This window comes from Massilia sp. LXY-5 (assembly GCF_059801075.1).
The window spans coordinates 435522-451580 of the sequence record NZ_JBNNEH010000003.1; the positions used below are offsets into that span (position 1 = coordinate 435522).

General features: G+C 65.0%; 11 protein-coding genes. 8 read left to right on the plus strand and 3 right to left on the minus strand.

Going from position 1 to position 16059, the window contains the following annotated elements:
• Nucleotides 1–162: 162 nt before the first annotated feature.
• Genes ACI48I_RS10980 through ACI48I_RS10990 form a run of 3 tightly spaced genes read left to right on the plus strand, consistent with a single transcriptional unit; the run spans nt 163 to nt 6824 of the window.
• Nucleotides 163–3411 (plus strand): transglycosylase domain-containing protein, encoded by a 3249-nt coding sequence (locus ACI48I_RS10980; RefSeq protein WP_498574184.1) that lies wholly within the window; start codon nt 163–165, stop codon nt 3409–3411.
• A complete protein-coding gene (locus ACI48I_RS10985) occupies nt 3408–4802 on the plus strand; it encodes a TAXI family TRAP transporter solute-binding subunit (RefSeq protein WP_498574185.1) in 1395 nt (464 codons plus the stop codon). The genes ACI48I_RS10980 and ACI48I_RS10985 overlap by 4 nt, the downstream gene beginning before the upstream one ends.
• Nucleotides 4803–4856: 54 nt before the next feature.
• Nucleotides 4857–6824: a CocE/NonD family hydrolase gene (locus ACI48I_RS10990; RefSeq protein WP_498574186.1), complete on the plus strand. Its 1968-nt coding sequence runs from the start codon at nt 4857–4859 to the stop codon at nt 6822–6824.
• A 52-nt stretch (nt 6825–6876) separates the two neighbouring features.
• Here ACI48I_RS10990 and ACI48I_RS10995 read toward each other — a convergent pair whose 3' ends face one another.
• Nucleotides 6877–7335, minus strand: a complete 459-nt coding sequence (locus ACI48I_RS10995; RefSeq protein WP_193686871.1) for a rhodanese-like domain-containing protein — start codon at nt 7333–7335, stop codon at nt 6877–6879.
• Between the two features lie 319 nt (nt 7336–7654).
• Here ACI48I_RS10995 and glnA point away from each other — a divergent pair, with 319 nt between their 5' ends.
• From glnA to corA, 5 genes are all read left to right on the plus strand, one after another.
• Nucleotides 7655–9070 carry a type I glutamate--ammonia ligase gene (glnA, locus tag ACI48I_RS11000; protein WP_193686870.1) on the plus strand — a complete coding sequence of 472 codons (1416 nt, stop codon included), beginning with the start codon at nt 7655–7657 and terminating at the stop codon, nt 9068–9070.
• A gap of 152 nt (nt 9071–9222) precedes the next feature.
• Nucleotides 9223–9729, plus strand: a complete 507-nt coding sequence (locus ACI48I_RS11005; RefSeq protein ID WP_498574187.1) for a DUF4124 domain-containing protein — start codon at nt 9223–9225, stop codon at nt 9727–9729.
• Nucleotides 9726–10808 (plus strand): nitrogen regulation protein NR(II), encoded by a 1083-nt coding sequence (glnL, locus tag ACI48I_RS11010; protein ID WP_193686868.1) that lies wholly within the window; start codon nt 9726–9728, stop codon nt 10806–10808. Before ACI48I_RS11005 ends, glnL begins: the two co-directional genes overlap by 4 nt.
• 59 nt (nt 10809–10867) lie before the next feature.
• The gene (gene ntrC / locus ACI48I_RS11015) at nt 10868–12334 is read left to right on the plus strand and encodes a nitrogen regulation protein NR(I) (protein WP_498574188.1); all 1467 of its coding nucleotides are present in this window, start codon (nt 10868–10870) and stop codon (nt 12332–12334) included.
• A 68-nt stretch (nt 12335–12402) separates the two neighbouring features.
• A complete protein-coding gene (gene corA / locus ACI48I_RS11020) occupies nt 12403–13371 on the plus strand; it encodes a magnesium/cobalt transporter CorA (protein WP_193686866.1) in 969 nt (322 codons plus the stop codon).
• Here corA and ACI48I_RS11025 read toward each other — a convergent pair.
• Entirely contained in the window at nt 13368–14234 is an 867-nt protein-coding gene (locus ACI48I_RS11025) for an EamA family transporter (RefSeq protein ID WP_498574189.1), read from the minus strand. The two genes, corA and ACI48I_RS11025, sit on opposite strands and share 4 nt — an antisense overlap.
• Complete coding sequence (locus ACI48I_RS11030; RefSeq protein WP_498574190.1) at nt 14234–15871, minus strand: NAD(P)/FAD-dependent oxidoreductase; 1638 nt, start codon at nt 15869–15871, stop codon at nt 14234–14236. The genes ACI48I_RS11025 and ACI48I_RS11030 overlap by 1 nt, the downstream gene beginning before the upstream one ends.
• Nucleotides 15872–16059 lie beyond the last annotated feature (188 nt).

The window sequence follows — 16059 nt, forward strand, 5'->3', positions numbered from 1 at the left end:
ATGTCTTGGGCGCCGACACAATTGACATTGGAACGGCGCTTGAAAAAAGAACCACAAACGTGAACCAATGACCACCGCGATCACTCGAACAAACCGGCAGCAGGGATGGCGAGCAGGTTGACGGGATTGCAGGAATGTCGATTCAAAACCGGTTGAGCCATCATGGAAAGCACCCGCCGTTTCAAACGGCCTCGTAACGTATTTCGCGCACTGCGCGGTCAAGCGGCCGGCAATGCCGCGCCCGCAATCGATGCGGCCGCGCAGGAAGAATCCTTGTCCGATACCGTTCCCCACCTTTCGCTGGTGACCGAGGCGGGCGCGCCCGCGGACACCTCCCCTGGAGACGGCAACAGCCCTGAACCCGATCGCGAAGGCGAGCCGCCGAAGGGCCGCGGCCGGGGCAAGCTGGTCCTGTTCGGCATCCTGCTCGTGGTCGTGGCGGCCGGCTCGGCCTATGCGGTCTACGAAACGCGTACCTCGACGCTGCAGGCGAAAGTCTTCGCCGGCATGATGAAGGACGTGCACTACCGGATGGAAAAGGGTCCCAGCAACGCGATCCGCTTCCCGGCGGAAAGCCCCTACGATGCGCGCCTCGGCTATTCGCACCTGCCGGGCTTCCTCGCCAAGCTGCAGACGCGCGACTACGTGATCGACGCCCAGGCGCGCATGTCGCCCAAGATGGTGGAACTGGCCGACCGCGGCATCTTCGCCACCTACCGCGAAAAGACCCGCACCGGCCTCGAGATCCTCGACTGCCGCAGCCAGCCGCTGTTCGCTTCCCGCTTCCCCGAGCGTTTCTACGAACGATTCGACGACACGCCGCAGCTGCTGGTGCAAAGCCTGCTGTTCATCGAGAACCGCGAACTGCTCGACCCGGCCTACCCGAAACGCAATCCGGCCGTCGAATGGGACCGCTTCTCGAAAGCCGTGTTCGACAAGTCGCTCTCCGCCATCGGCATCAGCGGCGGCGGCCGCGTGGCAGGCGGCTCGACGCTGGCGACCCAGATCGAAAAATACCGCCACTCGCCGGAAGGGCGTACCGCCTCGCTGCACGATAAATTCGTCCAGATGGCCTCGGCCACCCTGCGCGCCTACCAGGACGGCGAGGATACGACTTCCGCGCGCCGCCAGATCGTGCTCGACTACCTGAACACGGTGCCGCTGTCGGCGAAGCTGGGCTACGGCGAAGTCAACGGCCTCGGCGACGGCATGTGGGTCTGGTACGGGCGCGACTTCAAGAAAGTCGGCGAGATCCTCAAGGGCCGCATGGACACGCCGGAGGCTGTCCTCGTCTACAAGGAAGCGCTGTCGCTGATGATCGCGCAGCGCCGCCCGGCCTATTACCTGGGCGCCGGCGAAGCCGACCTCGAAACGCTGACCAACAGCCACCTGCGCGTGCTGGCGCAGGCCGGCGTGATCACGCCGCAACTGCGCGACGCCGCGCTGGCCGTGAAACTGAAACCGGCGCTCGGCTCCGGCGTCGAAGCCCCCGCGGCGAATGCCTTCGTCTCGCGCAAGGCCTCGAACGCGGTGCGCAACCATCTCGGCTACCTGCTGGGCGAGCCGCGCCTGTACAACCTGGACCGCCTCGACATGTCGGTCGTCTCGACGCTCGACTCGGAGGCCCAGCAGGCCGTTACCGCTGCGCTGCGCCGCCTGACCACGCCGGAAGCGGCGGCGGAGGCCGGCCTGACCGGCAAGGGTATGCTCGGCAACGGCGACCCCTCGCAGGTGGTCTACAGCTTCACGCTGATGGAGCGCGGCGACAACGTCAACTACCTGCGCGTCCAGACCGACAACTACGACCAGCCGCTCGACATCAACGAGCAGGCCAAACTCGACCTCGGCTCCACCGCCAAGCTGCGCACCCTGGTGAGCTATCTCGACATCGTCGACCAGCTGCACAAGCGCTACGAACCGCTCGATCCCAAGGCGCTGCGCGAGGTCCGCATCGATCCGAAAGACCACCTGAGCCGCTGGGCGGTCGACTACTTCCTGGCGCTGCCGGCGAATGCCGACCGCGGCCTCACGCCGATGCTGGCGGCCGCGATGGCGCGCAAGTATTCCGGCAACCCGGGCGAAGGCTTCTTCACCGGCGGCGGCCTGCATTACTTCGGCAACTTCAGCAAGCTCGATAACAGCAAGATCATGACGGTGCAGGAAGCGCTGCAGCAGTCGACGAACCTCGTGTTCGTGCGCCTGATGCGCGACGTGGCGCGCTATTACATGTTCCAGCTGCCGGGGTCCTCGGCCGCGCTGCTGGCCGACGCCGACGATCCGCGCCGCGCCGAATACCTGGCGCGCTTCGCCGACGCCGAAGGTAAAACCTTCCTGGCGAAATTCTGGAACAAGTACAAGGGCAAGACCGGCGACGAAGCGACCGCGCTGCTGATCCAGGGCGTGCGCCCGATGGCCTCGAAGCTGGCCGCCGTGCACCGCACGATCGCCCCGAACGCGAGCCTGCAGCAGTTCGGCGCCTTCATCGACGCCTCGCTGCCGACCAACGAGGTCGACGAGGAACGCATCGCCAAGATGTATGACCAGTACGCCCCGGCCAACATGTCGCTGGCCGACCGCGGCTATGTCGCTTCGGTTCATCCGCTGGAACTGTGGCTGGTCGGCTACCTGCGCACGCATCCAAAAGCCGGCTGGAGCGAAGCGGTCAAGGCCAGCACCAAGGAACGCCAGGAAGTGTATTCCTGGCTGTTCAAGACGAACCGCAAGAACGCCCAGGACAAGCGCATCGCGGGCCTGCTGGAAGTCGAGTCCTTCCTCAAGATCCACGCGCAGTGGAAGAAGATGGGCTATCCGTTCGACTCGCTGGTGCCGTCCTATGCGACGACGCTGGGCGCCTCGGCCGACCGTCCGGCCGCGCTGGCCGAAATGATGGGCATCCTCATCAATGGCGGCGTGCGCAAACCCGTCGAGCGCATCGATTCGCTGCACTTCGCCAAGGGCACGCCTTACGAGACCCTCGTGAAGCGCGCGCCGAAAGTGGAGAACGAAGTCGTGCTAGCGCCGGAAGTGGCGCGCGCGGCGGTCAATGCCATCCGCGGCGTGGTCTCCGAAGGGACGGCCAAGCGCGTCAAGACGGCGTTCACCACCTCGGACGGCAACGTGGTCGCGGTGGGCGGCAAGACCGGTACCGGCGACCAGCGCTTCGACGTCTATGCACGCGGCGGGCGCCTGATCGAGTCGCGCTACGTGAACCGCTCGGCGACTTTTGTCTTCAACATCGGCGAGCGCTTCTTCGGTTCGATGACGGCCTATGTCCACGGTCCGCAGTCGGAAAAATACGACTTCACCAGCGCGCTGCCGACGCAGCTGCTGGTGACCCTGGCGCCAAGCCTGATGCCGATGATCGAACCGCCGCAAGGCAGCGTGGGCGCCACGCGCCAGTGCGTGCGTTGAACCCGGGTGAACGGGCGCGCCGGGCCAGCCGGCGCGCCGTCTCCAAAATCCGCAGTTTCAGCCTCGTCTCCCTGCGCGACCTGCTGGTCGCCGCAGGGCCGACGATCGTCCTCGTCATCGCTGCCTGTGTCGTCGCCTATTGGGTAGTGGACCCGGCCCCGCCGCGCCAGGTGCGCCTGGCCACCGGCCAGGAAAACAGCGCCTACGAAGCGTTCGGCAAGCAGTACGCGAAGGAACTGAAAAAGGACGACATCCGCGTCACCCTCCAGCCGACGCTCGGCTCGCGCGAGAATCTCGAGCGCCTGCGCAGCGGCCAGGCCGACATCGCCTTCGTCCAGAGCGGCTCGACCAGCGAAGAGCAGGCCGATAAAAAAGTAAAGGAGCTCGGCCTCGTGTCGCTCGGCAGCCTGTTCACCGAACCGGTGTGGCTGTTCGTACGCGAGGGCGTCAAGACGAAAAGCCTCACCGGCCTGCGCGGCCTGCGCATCAACCTGGGGCCGGAAGGCACGGGCGTGCCCAACCTGTTCCGGCAGATCCTGGCCGTGAACGGGGTCGAACCGAAAGAGCTCCGCATCAGCGCGCTCGAGAACACGCCGGCCACCGTCGAACTGCTGGCCGGGCGCATCGACGGCCTGGTCTTCAGTTCGGCCCCGGAAGCGCCGCTGATCCAGATGCTGCTGCAAACCCCGGGCATCCGCCTCTTCAATTTCAGCCAGGCCGAAGCCTATACCCGGCGCCTGCCTTTCCTCACGCACGTGACCCTGCCGCGCGGCATCGTCGACCTCGGGCGCGACATCCCTTCGCAGGACTACCATTTGATCGCGCCGACCGCGACCCTGGTCGCGCGCGCGGACCTGCATCCGGCGCTGATCGATTTGTTCGTGAAGGCGGCCGGCGAGATCCACGGCGGGGCAGGGTGGTTCCAGCAGCAGGGCCAGTTCCCGTCACCGAAGTTCACCGAGATTCCGGTAGCAAGCGAGGCGGCGAAATACTACCGGGACGGCCCGCCGCTGCTGCAGCGCTACATGAGCTTCTGGCTGGCGAATTTGTTCGACCGGCTGTGGGTCGTGGTGGTGGCGCTGGCGGCGCTGGTGATTCCCTTGTCGAAGATCGTGCCGCCGCTGTACGTGTGGCGGGTGCGTTCGCGCGTCTACCGCTGGTACGGCGAGTTGCGTGCGGTGGAGCAGGCCTGGGAGGGCGTGGTCGAAGAGCAGCGCGAGATTGTCCGCCACGACTTGCTGCACCGCCTCGACGAGATCGAGGAGCAGGTGAACCACATCTCGATCCCGCTGGCCTATGCCGACGGCCTGTATGGCTTGCGCGGCCATATCAACATCGTGCGCCAGCGGCTGCAGGCGGCACACCATGACGAAAGCGGATTGCCCGAATAACAATTCCTCACTGAATGCGATTACACTGGCGGCCGTCTTTGTTCAGAGGAATTCATGATGCGTCGCCCGCTTTCCCGTCCGCTTTCCCTGCTCGCGCTGTCGATGGCGCTGGCCTTCGGTCCTGGTCCGATGTTGGCCGCCACGCTGGCCTCCAGCGAGAGCGCCGCCGACGCGCCCACCGCCAGGCGCAACCTGCGCGAAACCTATACCAAATACGAATACCGGATCCCGATGCGCGACGGCGTCAAGCTGTTCACGACCGTCTACGTGCCGAAGGACGGTGCACGCAGCTACCCCTTCCTGATGCAGCGCACGCCTTACAGCGCCGGCGTCCAGGCCGAGGGAGAGCTGCGCTATGGCGTCGACTGGATGCCGGGTTCGATCGGTCCCTCGCCCGAGTTCGAGGATGCCGGCTATATCTTCGTGAAGCAGGACGTACGCGGACGCTACATGTCGGAAGGGAAGTGGCAGGAGATGACGCCGCACGCGCAGGCGAAACGGGCCGCGGGCGAGGGCATCGAGAGCCAGGACATGCACGACACCGTGGCCTGGCTGCTGAAGAACGTCCCGAACAACAACGGCAAAGTCGGCATCTACGGCATCAGCTATCCGGGCTTCTATACGGCGGCCAGCATCATCGATTCGCACCCCGCGATCCGGGCCGCCTCGCCGCAGGCGCCGATCGCCGACCTCTACCTGGGCGACGACTCCTACCACGGCGGCGCCTTCATGCTGGCCGCGAACTTCGATTTTTATGCCGCCTTTACCGAGGCACCGAATCCGACGCCGCTGCCGAAGAGCTGGGCCGGATTCGAGTACGGTACGACCAGCGGCTATGACTTCTTCCTGGAGCGCCTGAGCCTGTCGAACATCGCCGCCAGCATGAGCGAACAGCAGCGCGCACTGTTCCTGCCGAACGTCGAGCACGATACCTATGACGCGTACTGGAAGGCGCGGGCGATTGCACCGCACCTGAAGAACGTCAAGGCGGCCGTGCTGACGGTCGGCGGCTGGTTCGACGCCGAAGATCCGCAGGGCCCGTTCACGACCTATGGCGCCATCGAAAAGCAGAACCCGGGCATCGTGAACAGCCTGGTGATGGGGCCATGGGTGCACGGGGGCTGGGCGCGCGGAGAAGGTGCGCGCCTGGGGCACGTGAATTTCGACAGCAAGACCTCGGAATACTTCCGCAAGGAGCTCCAGTTCCCCTTCTTCGAGCAGCACCTGAAGGGCGTCAAACCGGCAGCGGCGATCGCCGAGGTCACCGCCTTCGAGACCGGCAGCAATGTCTGGCGCCGTTATTCGGCCTGGCCGCCGGTACAGGCCAAAGCGCGCACCCTCTACTTCGGCGCCGACGGCAAGCTCGGATGGACCCAGCCGGCGGTCGCCGGCGCTTTCGACGAATACGTGGCCGACCCGCGCAAACCGGTGCCCTATATCGGCTACCCGGCAACCGGTGTACCGCAGGAATACATGGTCTCGGACCAGCGCTTCGCCGCTACGCGTCCGGACGTGCTGGTCTACCAGAGTGCCGTGCTGGAAGACGATGTGACGATCGCCGGCCCCGTCACGCCCAAGCTGTTCGTATCGACCAGCGGGACCGATGCCGACTGGGTCGTGAAACTGATCGACGTGTATCCGGCGGCCTATCCGGAAGCGCCGGGTGAACACAAGGGCGGCGACATCGCAGCCCCGGGCGTCGAAATGGGCGGCTTCCAGCAGCTGGTGCGCGGCAATCCACTGCGCGGCAAGTTCCGCAACAGCTATGAGAAGCCTGAGCCGTTCACGCCGAACAAGGTGGAAGCGCTCAGCTATGAGCTCGGCCAGGTGAACCACACCTTCCGCCGCGGCCACCGCATCATGGTGCAGGTGCAGAGTTCCTGGTTCCCTCTGGTCGACCTGAATCCGCAGACGTTTATCCACATCCCGAAGGCGAAGCCGGAAGATTTCGTCAAGGCGACCCAGCGCGTCTACCGCGCGCCCGCTACCCCGTCCGGTTTGCAAGTGATGGTGCTGCCGTAGGGTGGGCCGGTTCCCCGCGCGTTCGACAGGCCGCAGATCAGTTGCGAACGATCTACGCCCCGATCCAGGGCAGTCCCGCCTTGCACCATCCGCCCACCGTCTTGCGGTGTCCTTCCCCATCCTTGTCGCCCTCGAAGCCCTCGAGGATGTCGAAGGCGTTGGCGTAACCGAGTTCGGTCGCCACGCGCGCGCTGTGGCGCGAGCGCACGCCGGAGCGGCACAGGAACAGCAGGACGTCGTCCTTGCCGGCCACGCGTTCGAGTTGCTGGCCGAACTGCGGATTCGGCTGGCCGCCCGGATAGCTCGCCCATTCGACCGCCAGGTGCTGGCCTTCCGGCACCACGACACGGCCTACCCAGTCGCGCTCGGCATTGGTGCGCACGTCCACCAGCTTCACGTTCGGCGCCGCCTGCAGCAGGGTGAAGGCCTCGTCCGGCGTTACCGCACCGGCATAGGGCTGGCCGGGGGCACGTTCGCGCGCGGCGTCGAGTATCTCTTTGGTCGTTTTCATCTTGTCCTTTATCGTTGATCGCACCGGCCTGGCGCAGGCTTGCCGAAATAGTGCGTCACGCCTCAAAATAGTGCATTTATGTGCAAGTGCACTACCATGGTGCAAACGTTCAATTGTGGTGCACCGTTGGATATTCCCGTGTTGCTGAAGATTTTATGGTTAAACTCTCGGCTTTCCAAAGAACGATTGCGTATTTAGTCATTCGAATCAGGCTGGCATGGTTCCTGCATAAGTTCCTGCGAGCATGTCGGAGGTTGGCTGACTGGTCGGTAACGATCTCGCCTGTTCTACGGCACCCCATTTTACTTAGGAGAAACGCATGGCAAAGACCGCCGCAGATGTGATGCAGTTGGTGAAGGACAATGAAGTCAAATTCGTGGATTTCCGCTTTGCGGATACCCGCGGTAAAGAGCAGCACGTCACCGTTCCTGTGTCGCACTTCGACCTCGACAAATTCGAGTCGGGCCACGCGTTCGACGGCTCGTCGATCGCCGGCTGGAAGGGCATCGAAGCATCGGACATGATCCTGATGCCGGACCCGAACACCGCCAACATCGACCCGTTCATGGAAGAGACCACCCTGTTCATGCAGTGCGACGTGATCGAACCGTCGGACGGCAAGGGTTACGACCGCGACCCGCGCTCGATCGCCAAGCGCGCCGAAGCCTACCTGAAGTCGACCGGCCTGGGCGACACCGCCTATTTCGGTCCGGAGCCTGAATTCTTCATCTTCGATTCGATCCGCTGGAAAGTCGACATGTCGGGTTGCTTCGTGAAGATCGATTCGGACGAAGCCTCGTGGTCGACCGACGCGAAAACCGAAGGCGGCAACAGCGGCCATCGTCCAGCAGTCAAGGGCGGCTACTTCCCTGTGCCTCCGGTCGACAGCTTCCAGGACATGCGCTCGGAAATGTGCCTGATCCTCGAATCGCTCGGCATCCCGGTCGAAGTGCACCACCACGAAGTGGCCGGCGCCGGCCAGAACGAAATCGGCACCCGCTTCTCGACCCTGGTCGAGCGCGCCGACTGGACCCAGAACCTGAAATACGTGGTCTGGAACGTCGCCCACAGCTACGGCAAGACCGCCACCTTCATGCCGAAGCCGATCAACGGCGACAACGGCTCGGGCATGCACGTGCACCAGTCGATCTGGAAAGACGGCAAGAACCTGTTCGCCGGCGACGGCTATGCCGGCCTGTCGGAAACGGCGCTGTTCTACATCGGCGGCATCATCAAGCACGCCAAGGCCCTGAACGCGATCACCAACCCGGGCACCAACTCGTACAAGCGCCTGGTGCCTGGCTATGAAGCGCCGGTGAAACTGGCCTACTCGGCCCGTAACCGTTCGGCCTCGATCCGCATCCCGCACGTCCCGAACCCGAAGGGCCGCCGCATCGAAGTGCGCTTCCCGGACCCGCTGGCCAACGTCTACCTGTGCTTCGCCGCGCTGCTGATGGCGGGCCTGGACGGCATCCAGAACAAGATCCATCCGGGCGAAGCCGCCTCGAAGGACCTGTACCACCTGCCGCCGGAAGAAGACAAGCTGATCCCGACCGTCTGCTCCTCGCTCGAAGAAGCGCTGGAAGCCCTGGACAAGGACCGCGAGTTCCTGACCCGCGGCGGCGTGTTCAGCGACAGCATGATCGATGCCTACCTGGAACTGAAGATGAACGAAGTCCAGCGCCTGCGCATGACCCCGCACCCGGCCGAGTTCGACATGTACTACTCGTCGTAATCTGACTGTTGCGCTACGGCATCATAAGCTGTAAGCGCAGGTAACAAACGCGGGGAGAGCCAGTGGCTTTCCCCGCGTTTTTTTATGGATGCGGTATATTCGGCTCAACTCCACCATGCACGCATTCAAGCGTGCTGCCTCTACTGATGCGAATGACAACCAGTGTGACCGGCCTGGTGTTGGCCGGCGTGATGTTCCATGGCGCCGCCGAAGCCCAGACCACGGTCTACAAATGCGTCGACGCGCAAGGCCGCGTCGAATTTACCGACACCGGCAAGAAAGGCTGCAAGGCGCTCGACCTGCCCGGCTATATCCCCGCGCCGGTCGAACGCCGCGGCCCGGCCCCAGCCGCTGCCCGCGCAAGCAATCCGGCTCCGGCGGCTGCCACGCCGAGCCCTTCGAACTTCCCGCGCGTCGACACCTCGCAGCAGCGTGCCCGCGACGACGACCGGCGCGGCATCCTGACCGAGGAACTGCGCGCGGAAGAACAGAAGCTGGGGGACTTGCGCAAGGTCTTCAACAACGGCGAACCCGAACGCCAGGGCAACGAGCGTAACTACGCCAAATACCAGGAACGCGTGGCGCAAATGCGCGACGACATCAGCCGCACCGAACGCAATATCGAAGCGCTGCGGCGCGAGATCGCCAACATACGATGACCATCCCCGACCGTCCCGCCGCCCAGGCCCGCTTCGCCGGCCTGGAGCTGCTCGCTTCCAGCGTGCTGCTGGTCGACGGCAGCGACCGCGTGCGCTATGCCAACCCGGCGGCCGAGAACATGCTCGACGCTTCATTGAAATCGCTGTCGCGCCAGACCCTCGGCGCCCTGTTCTCGAACGGCGACGAACTGGCCGCCCTGTGCGACCAGACCCGGCTGCACCAGTACGCCGACCTGCGGCAGGACCTGGCCCTGGTGCGCCCGGGGCGCGAGACCCTGCACGTGCACTCGATCGCCAGCGCCCTGGAAAACGGCGAAGTATTGATCGAGCTGCGCGAAAACGTGCAGCAGCTGAAACTCGACCGCGAGGAACGCTTCCTCGACCAGAGCCAGGCCAACAAGGAACTGATCCGCAACCTGGCGCACGAGATCAAGAACCCGCTGGGCGGCATCCGCGGTGCGGCGCAGCTGCTCGAACTCGAACTGCCGCCGCTGCACCTCTCCGCGCTGAAGGAATACACGCAGGTCGTCATCAAGGAAGCCGACCGCCTGCAGACCCTGGTCGACCGCCTGCTGGCGCCGCACAGGAAGCCGCACATCGTCGGCGACGTCAACATCCACGAGGTGTGCGAACGGGTGCGCTCGCTGGTGCTGGCCGAATTCCCGAACGGGCTGACCATCCGGCGCGACTACGACGCTTCGATTCCCGAGTTCAGGGGCGACAAGGAGCAGCTGATCCAGGCCGTGCTGAACATCGTCCACAACGCCGCCCAGGCCCTGGCTGGCCGCATCGCGGCGGGCGACGCCGAGATCGTTTTGCGCACCAGGGTGGCGCGCCAGGTGACCCTGGCCAAGGTCCGCTACGGGCTGGCATTAGACTTGCATATCATCGACAATGGACCGGGCATCGCACCGGAGATCCGCGACCGTATTTTCTACCCGCTGGTGTCGGGCAGGGATGGCGGGAGCGGCCTGGGGCTGACGCTGGCGCAAACTTTCGTGCAGCAGCACCTGGGCATGATCGAGTGCGAAAGCCGGCCTGGACTGACGGATTTCCGGATCCTGCTGCCGCTGCCATAAGCAGCCGAAGCGCTTCCGCCGTGTCCAATGATGAATTCACTGCGGAAAGTACGACCTACATGAAACCAATCTGGATTGTCGACGACGACGCATCGATCCGCTGGGTGCTGGAAAAAGCCCTGGCGCGCGAGAATCTCGAGACCCGCAGCTTCGCCAACGCGCGCGACGCCCTGAGCGCCTTCGAGCTTGATGCGCCGCAGGTGCTGGTATCGGACATCCGCATGCCCGGCGAATCGGGCATCGACCTGCTGCAGGCCGTCAAGGCCAAACATCCCGGCCTGCCGGTCATCATCATCACCGCCTTCTCGGACCTCGATTCGGCCGTCGCCTCCTTCCAGGGCGGCGCCTTCGACTACCTCGCAAAACCTTTCGACATCGACAAGGCCGTCGCCCTGATCCGGCGCGCATTGGAAGAGAGTTTGCGCGAAGCCAGCGTCGAGGCGGCGCCCGCGGAGACGCCCGAGATCCTGGGCCTGGCGCCGGCGATGCAGGAAGTGTTCCGCGCCATCGGCCGCCTGTCGCAGTCGAACGTGACGGTGCTGATCACCGGCGAATCGGGTACCGGCAAGGAGCTGGTGGCGCGCGCCCTGCACAAGCACAGCCCGCGCGCCCAGCAGCCCTTCATCGCGCTGAACACGGCGGCGATCCCGAAGGACCTGCTCGAGTCCGAACTCTTCGGCCACGAGCGCGGCGCGTTCACGGGCGCCCAGGCGATGCGGCGCGGCCGCTTCGAACAGGCCGAGGACGGTACGCTGTTTCTGGATGAGATCGGCGACATGCCCTTCGATCTGCAGACGCGCCTTCTGCGCGTGCTTTCGGACGGCCATTTCTACCGCGTCGGCGGGCACCAGCCCGTGAAAGCCAATGTGCGCGTCATCGCCGCGACCCACCAGAACCTGGAACAGCGCGTGCGCGACGGCCTGTTCCGCGAAGACTTGTATCACCGCCTGAACGTGATCCGCCTGCGCCTGCCGAGCCTGCGCGAGCGCAGCGAAGACATCCCGCTGCTGGCGCGCCACTTTTTGGTGCAGAGCGCACACCAATTGGGCGTCGAGCCGAAGCGCATGAGCGAAAGCGCGATGCGTTTTCTCTCCAGCCTGGAACTGCCGGGCAATGTGCGCCAGCTGGAAAACCTGTGTAACTGGATCACGGTGATGGCGCCGGGCCAGACGGTCGAGGTCAAGGACTTGCCGCGCGACCTGACCCAGGCGCCCCCGGGCGGCGCGGCGCCGTTCACGCCCGCGCTGGCCGAGGGCGGGGCCGTGGCGCCTGCCCTGCCGGCAACGCCGCCAGCCCCGGACGGCTGGATCGGCCTGCTGGAATTGCAGGCGGCCAGCATGCTCAGCGCCGGCCAGTTCGAGGTGATGGACACCCTCGGCAAACAGTTCGAGTCGGCCTTGATCAAGACGGCGCTGAAGCACACGCACGGGCGCAAGAACGATGCGGCGATGCGGCTGGGGATCGGCAGGAATACGATCACGCGCAAGATCGTGGAGCTGGGGATCGACGGGGCACGGGAAGAGTAGGGTGGCGGGTGGGCAATGGTGTAAGCTCTGGTATAAGCTTTAGCCCCGTTGTCCCATCCATTGCACCCATGCTGATCAACTGCGTCGCCTACCAGGAAGGCAAAAAACTGTCCGATATCCCAGTCGAGGATATCAGCGAGTACCTGAAACAACCCGCCTGCTTCGTCTGGGTCGCACTGCGCGATCCGGAGCCCGGCGAACTGGCCAAGATGCAGGAAGAATTCGGCCTGCACGAACTGGCCGTGGAAGACGCCTCGCGCGGCCACCAGCGCCCCAAGCTCGAGGAATACGGCAACTCGGTGTTTACGGTCGTGCATACGGTGAACCTGAACGGCGACGAACTCTGCTCGGGCGAGGTCGCGATCTTCGCCGGCCCGAATTACGTGCTGTCGGTGCGGCGCGATTCGGCCCAGGGCTTCCTCGGCGTGCGCGCCCGCGCCGAGCGCGAACCGAAGCTGCTCAAAATGGGCTCCGGCTTCGTGCTGTACGCGTTGATGGACGCCATCGTCGACCGCTATTTCCCCGTCATCGACAAGCTCGAGTCCGACCTCGAATCGATCGAGGACCGCATCTTCGGCGGCCAGGGCGCCCAGCGCGACAACATCGAGCGTCTCTACGACCTGAAGCGAAATTCCCTGGTGCTGCGCCACGCGGTGATGCCGCTGATGGACGCCGTCGACCACCTGCATGGCGGGCGCGTGCCGGACCTGGCTGCGCATACCCAGGATTATTTTCGTGACGTCCACGACCACTTGCTGCGTATTTCGGGGCGGCTCGACACCATCCGCGACACCATCGCCACCGCCATCCAGGTATCGCTGTCGATGGTCACGATCGAAGAGAACGACATCAACAAAAAGCTTGCCGCCTACGCCGCGATCTTCGCCGTGTTCACGGCCTTTGCAGGCGTCTGGGGCATGAATTTCGAATTCATGCCGGAGCTGAAATGGAAGTACGGGTATCCGACCGCGGTCTGCATCATGTTCGGGGTCTGCGGTTACCTCTACTACCGCTTCAAGAAATCCGGCTGGATTTAGTTTTTCCCGGCAGTGGCCGCGCTGCCGGCAGTGGCCACCACGATCATCCCGATCGCCAGCCACTGGGTCGTGCTCAGGACTTCGCCTAGCACGAAGAAGCCCGCGAGCGCGCCCACCGCCGGGCCGGCGCTGACCAGGATGCCGAACACCCGGCGCGGCAGGCGCGACAGGGCCATCATCTCCAGCGAGTAGGGCAGGATCGACGACAGCAGGGCGACCGCCAGGCCGCCCGCCAGCACCTGCGGGGAGAAGAGCGCGCTGCCGGCCTGGCTGATCCCGACCGGCACCGTGCACAGCGCGGCCACCAGCATGCCCCAGGCGACCACATGGCCGCCCTTGAGCGTCGAGACGCGCTTGCCGAAGACGATGTACATGGCCCAGCAGAAGCCGGCGCCGACGGCTGCGGCGACGCCGAGCGGATCGAGCGCCACCGCGCCCACGCTGGTGGGCGCCAGCAGCCACAATCCACATGCCGCGCAGGCGACCCAGAAGAAGTCGCGCAGGTGGCGCGAGGACAGCACCACCACCGCCAGCGGCCCGATGACTTCGATGGCGATCGCCACCCCGATCGGGATGCGCGCAAACGCGGCGTAGATCAGCAGGTTCATCATGCCCAGCATGACCCCGTAGATGCCGACGTTGATCGCATCGGGCCGTGCCAGCGGCGCGCGCCAGGGCCGCCAGAAGGCCATCAGGAAGATGCTCGCCAGTCCCACCCGCACGGCCGTGATGCCGGCGCTGCCCACCAGCGGGAACAGGCCCTTGGCATAGGCCGCGCCCACGTTCACGGAGATCAGCGAGCCGACGATCGCCAGGAAGGGCGCGAACGCGCGGGCAGGAGGGCTGTCGGGCGTGGCCTGCATCAGTCCTGCAGTGCAGGGACCGGCACGCCCATGGCGATCGCCACCGCCTCGGCCACGCGGATGCCGTCCACGGCCGCCGACATGATGCCGCCGGCGTAGCCCGCGCCTTCGCCGGCCGGGAACAGGCCGCGCGTGTTCAGGCTTTGCAGGTCGTCGTCGCGGCGCTTGATGCGGATCGGCGAGGAGGTGCGGGTCTCGACGCCGGTCAGCACCGCGTCTTCCTTGTAATAGCCCTTGATCTGCTTGTCGAATGCGACGAAGGCTTCGCGCAGCGCGAGAATCGCGTAGTCCGGCAGCGACGGCGCCAGGTCGGTCAGGTGCACCGCCGGCTTGAACGACGGGATGACGGAACCGAATTCCTTCGAGGGCACGCCCCGCACGAAATCGCCCATCAGCTGGCCCGGCGCGTCATACGTGCTGCCGCCGAGGAGGAAGGCGCGCGATTCGAGTTCGCGCTGGAAGGCGATGCCGGCCAGCGGGTGGCCTGGATAATCCTCCGGCGTGATGCCTACCACGATGGCGCTGTTGGCGTTTCTCTCGTTGCGCGAATACTGGCTCATGCCGTTGGTGACGACCCGGCCTTCTTCCGAGGAGGCGGCGACTACGGTGCCGCCCGGGCACATGCAGAAGCTGTAGACCGAGCGCCCGTTCGAGGCGTGGTGCACGATCTTGTAGTCGGCGGCGCCGAGGATCTTGTTGCCGGCGTTCGGACCGAAGCGGCAGACGTCGATCAAGGACTGCGGGTGCTCGACCCGGAAGCCGATCGAGAACGGCTTCGCTTCGACGTAGACGCCGCGCTCGTACAGCATTTCGAAGGTGTCGCGCGCGCTGTGGCCGACCGCCATCACCAGGTGGTTGGTGGCGATTTCTTCGCCGCTGGCCAGCACCACGCCGCGCACCTGGCGCACGCCGTTCGTCTCGCTGATGCGGATGTCGTCGACGCGGGTCTCGAAGCGGATTTCGCCGCCCAGCGACAGGATCTCGGCGCGCATCTGCTCGACCATCTTCACCAGGCGGAAGGTACCGATGTGCGGCTTGCTGACATACATGATCTCTTCCGGCGCGCCGGACTTCACGAATTCGGTCAGCACCTTGCGCCCGTAGTGCTTCGGATCCTTGATCTGGCTGTAGAGCTTGCCGTCCGAGAAGGTACCGGCGCCGCCTTCGCCGAACTGGACGTTCGACTCGGTATTGAGTTTGCGCTTGCGCCAGAAGCCGAAGGTGTCGACGGTGCGCTCGCGCACCACCTTGCCGCGCTCGAGCACCAGCGGGTTCAGGCCCATCTGCGCCAGGATCAGGGCGACGAACAGGCCGCAGGGGCCGGTGCCGACCACGACCGGGCGCGGCGTGCCGGCCGGCGGACGCGCGGCGTCGACGAATTTGTAGCCGGTGTCGGGGGAGGGAAGGATGTACTGGTCGCCCTTCATGCGCGCCAGCACCGCCGCTTCGTTCTTCACTTCGACGTCGATCGCGTAGATCAGGACGATCGCCGCTTTTTTACGCGCATCGTAGCTGCGCTTGAAGACATTGAAGTCGACCAGCTCGCTGGCGTCGATGCCGAGGCGCTTGAGGATGGCATCGCGCAGGGCGTGGTCGGGGTGGTCGAGGGGAAGCTTGAGTTCGTTAATTCGCAGCATGGAGAGTCCAGATGGGGCGGTAGCGCTGTGCCGGGCCGCGGGAAGGCGGTGGGCAAACACGTATTTTAACCCGGCAGCGGCGCTGCGCTGTAGGTCGAGGCCGGCGCACGGCAGCTCCCGCATGCGATTTTTTATTGCGATGCAATATAAATGCGCGAATGTCCGGCTGCTGCCCTTGCACGATCACG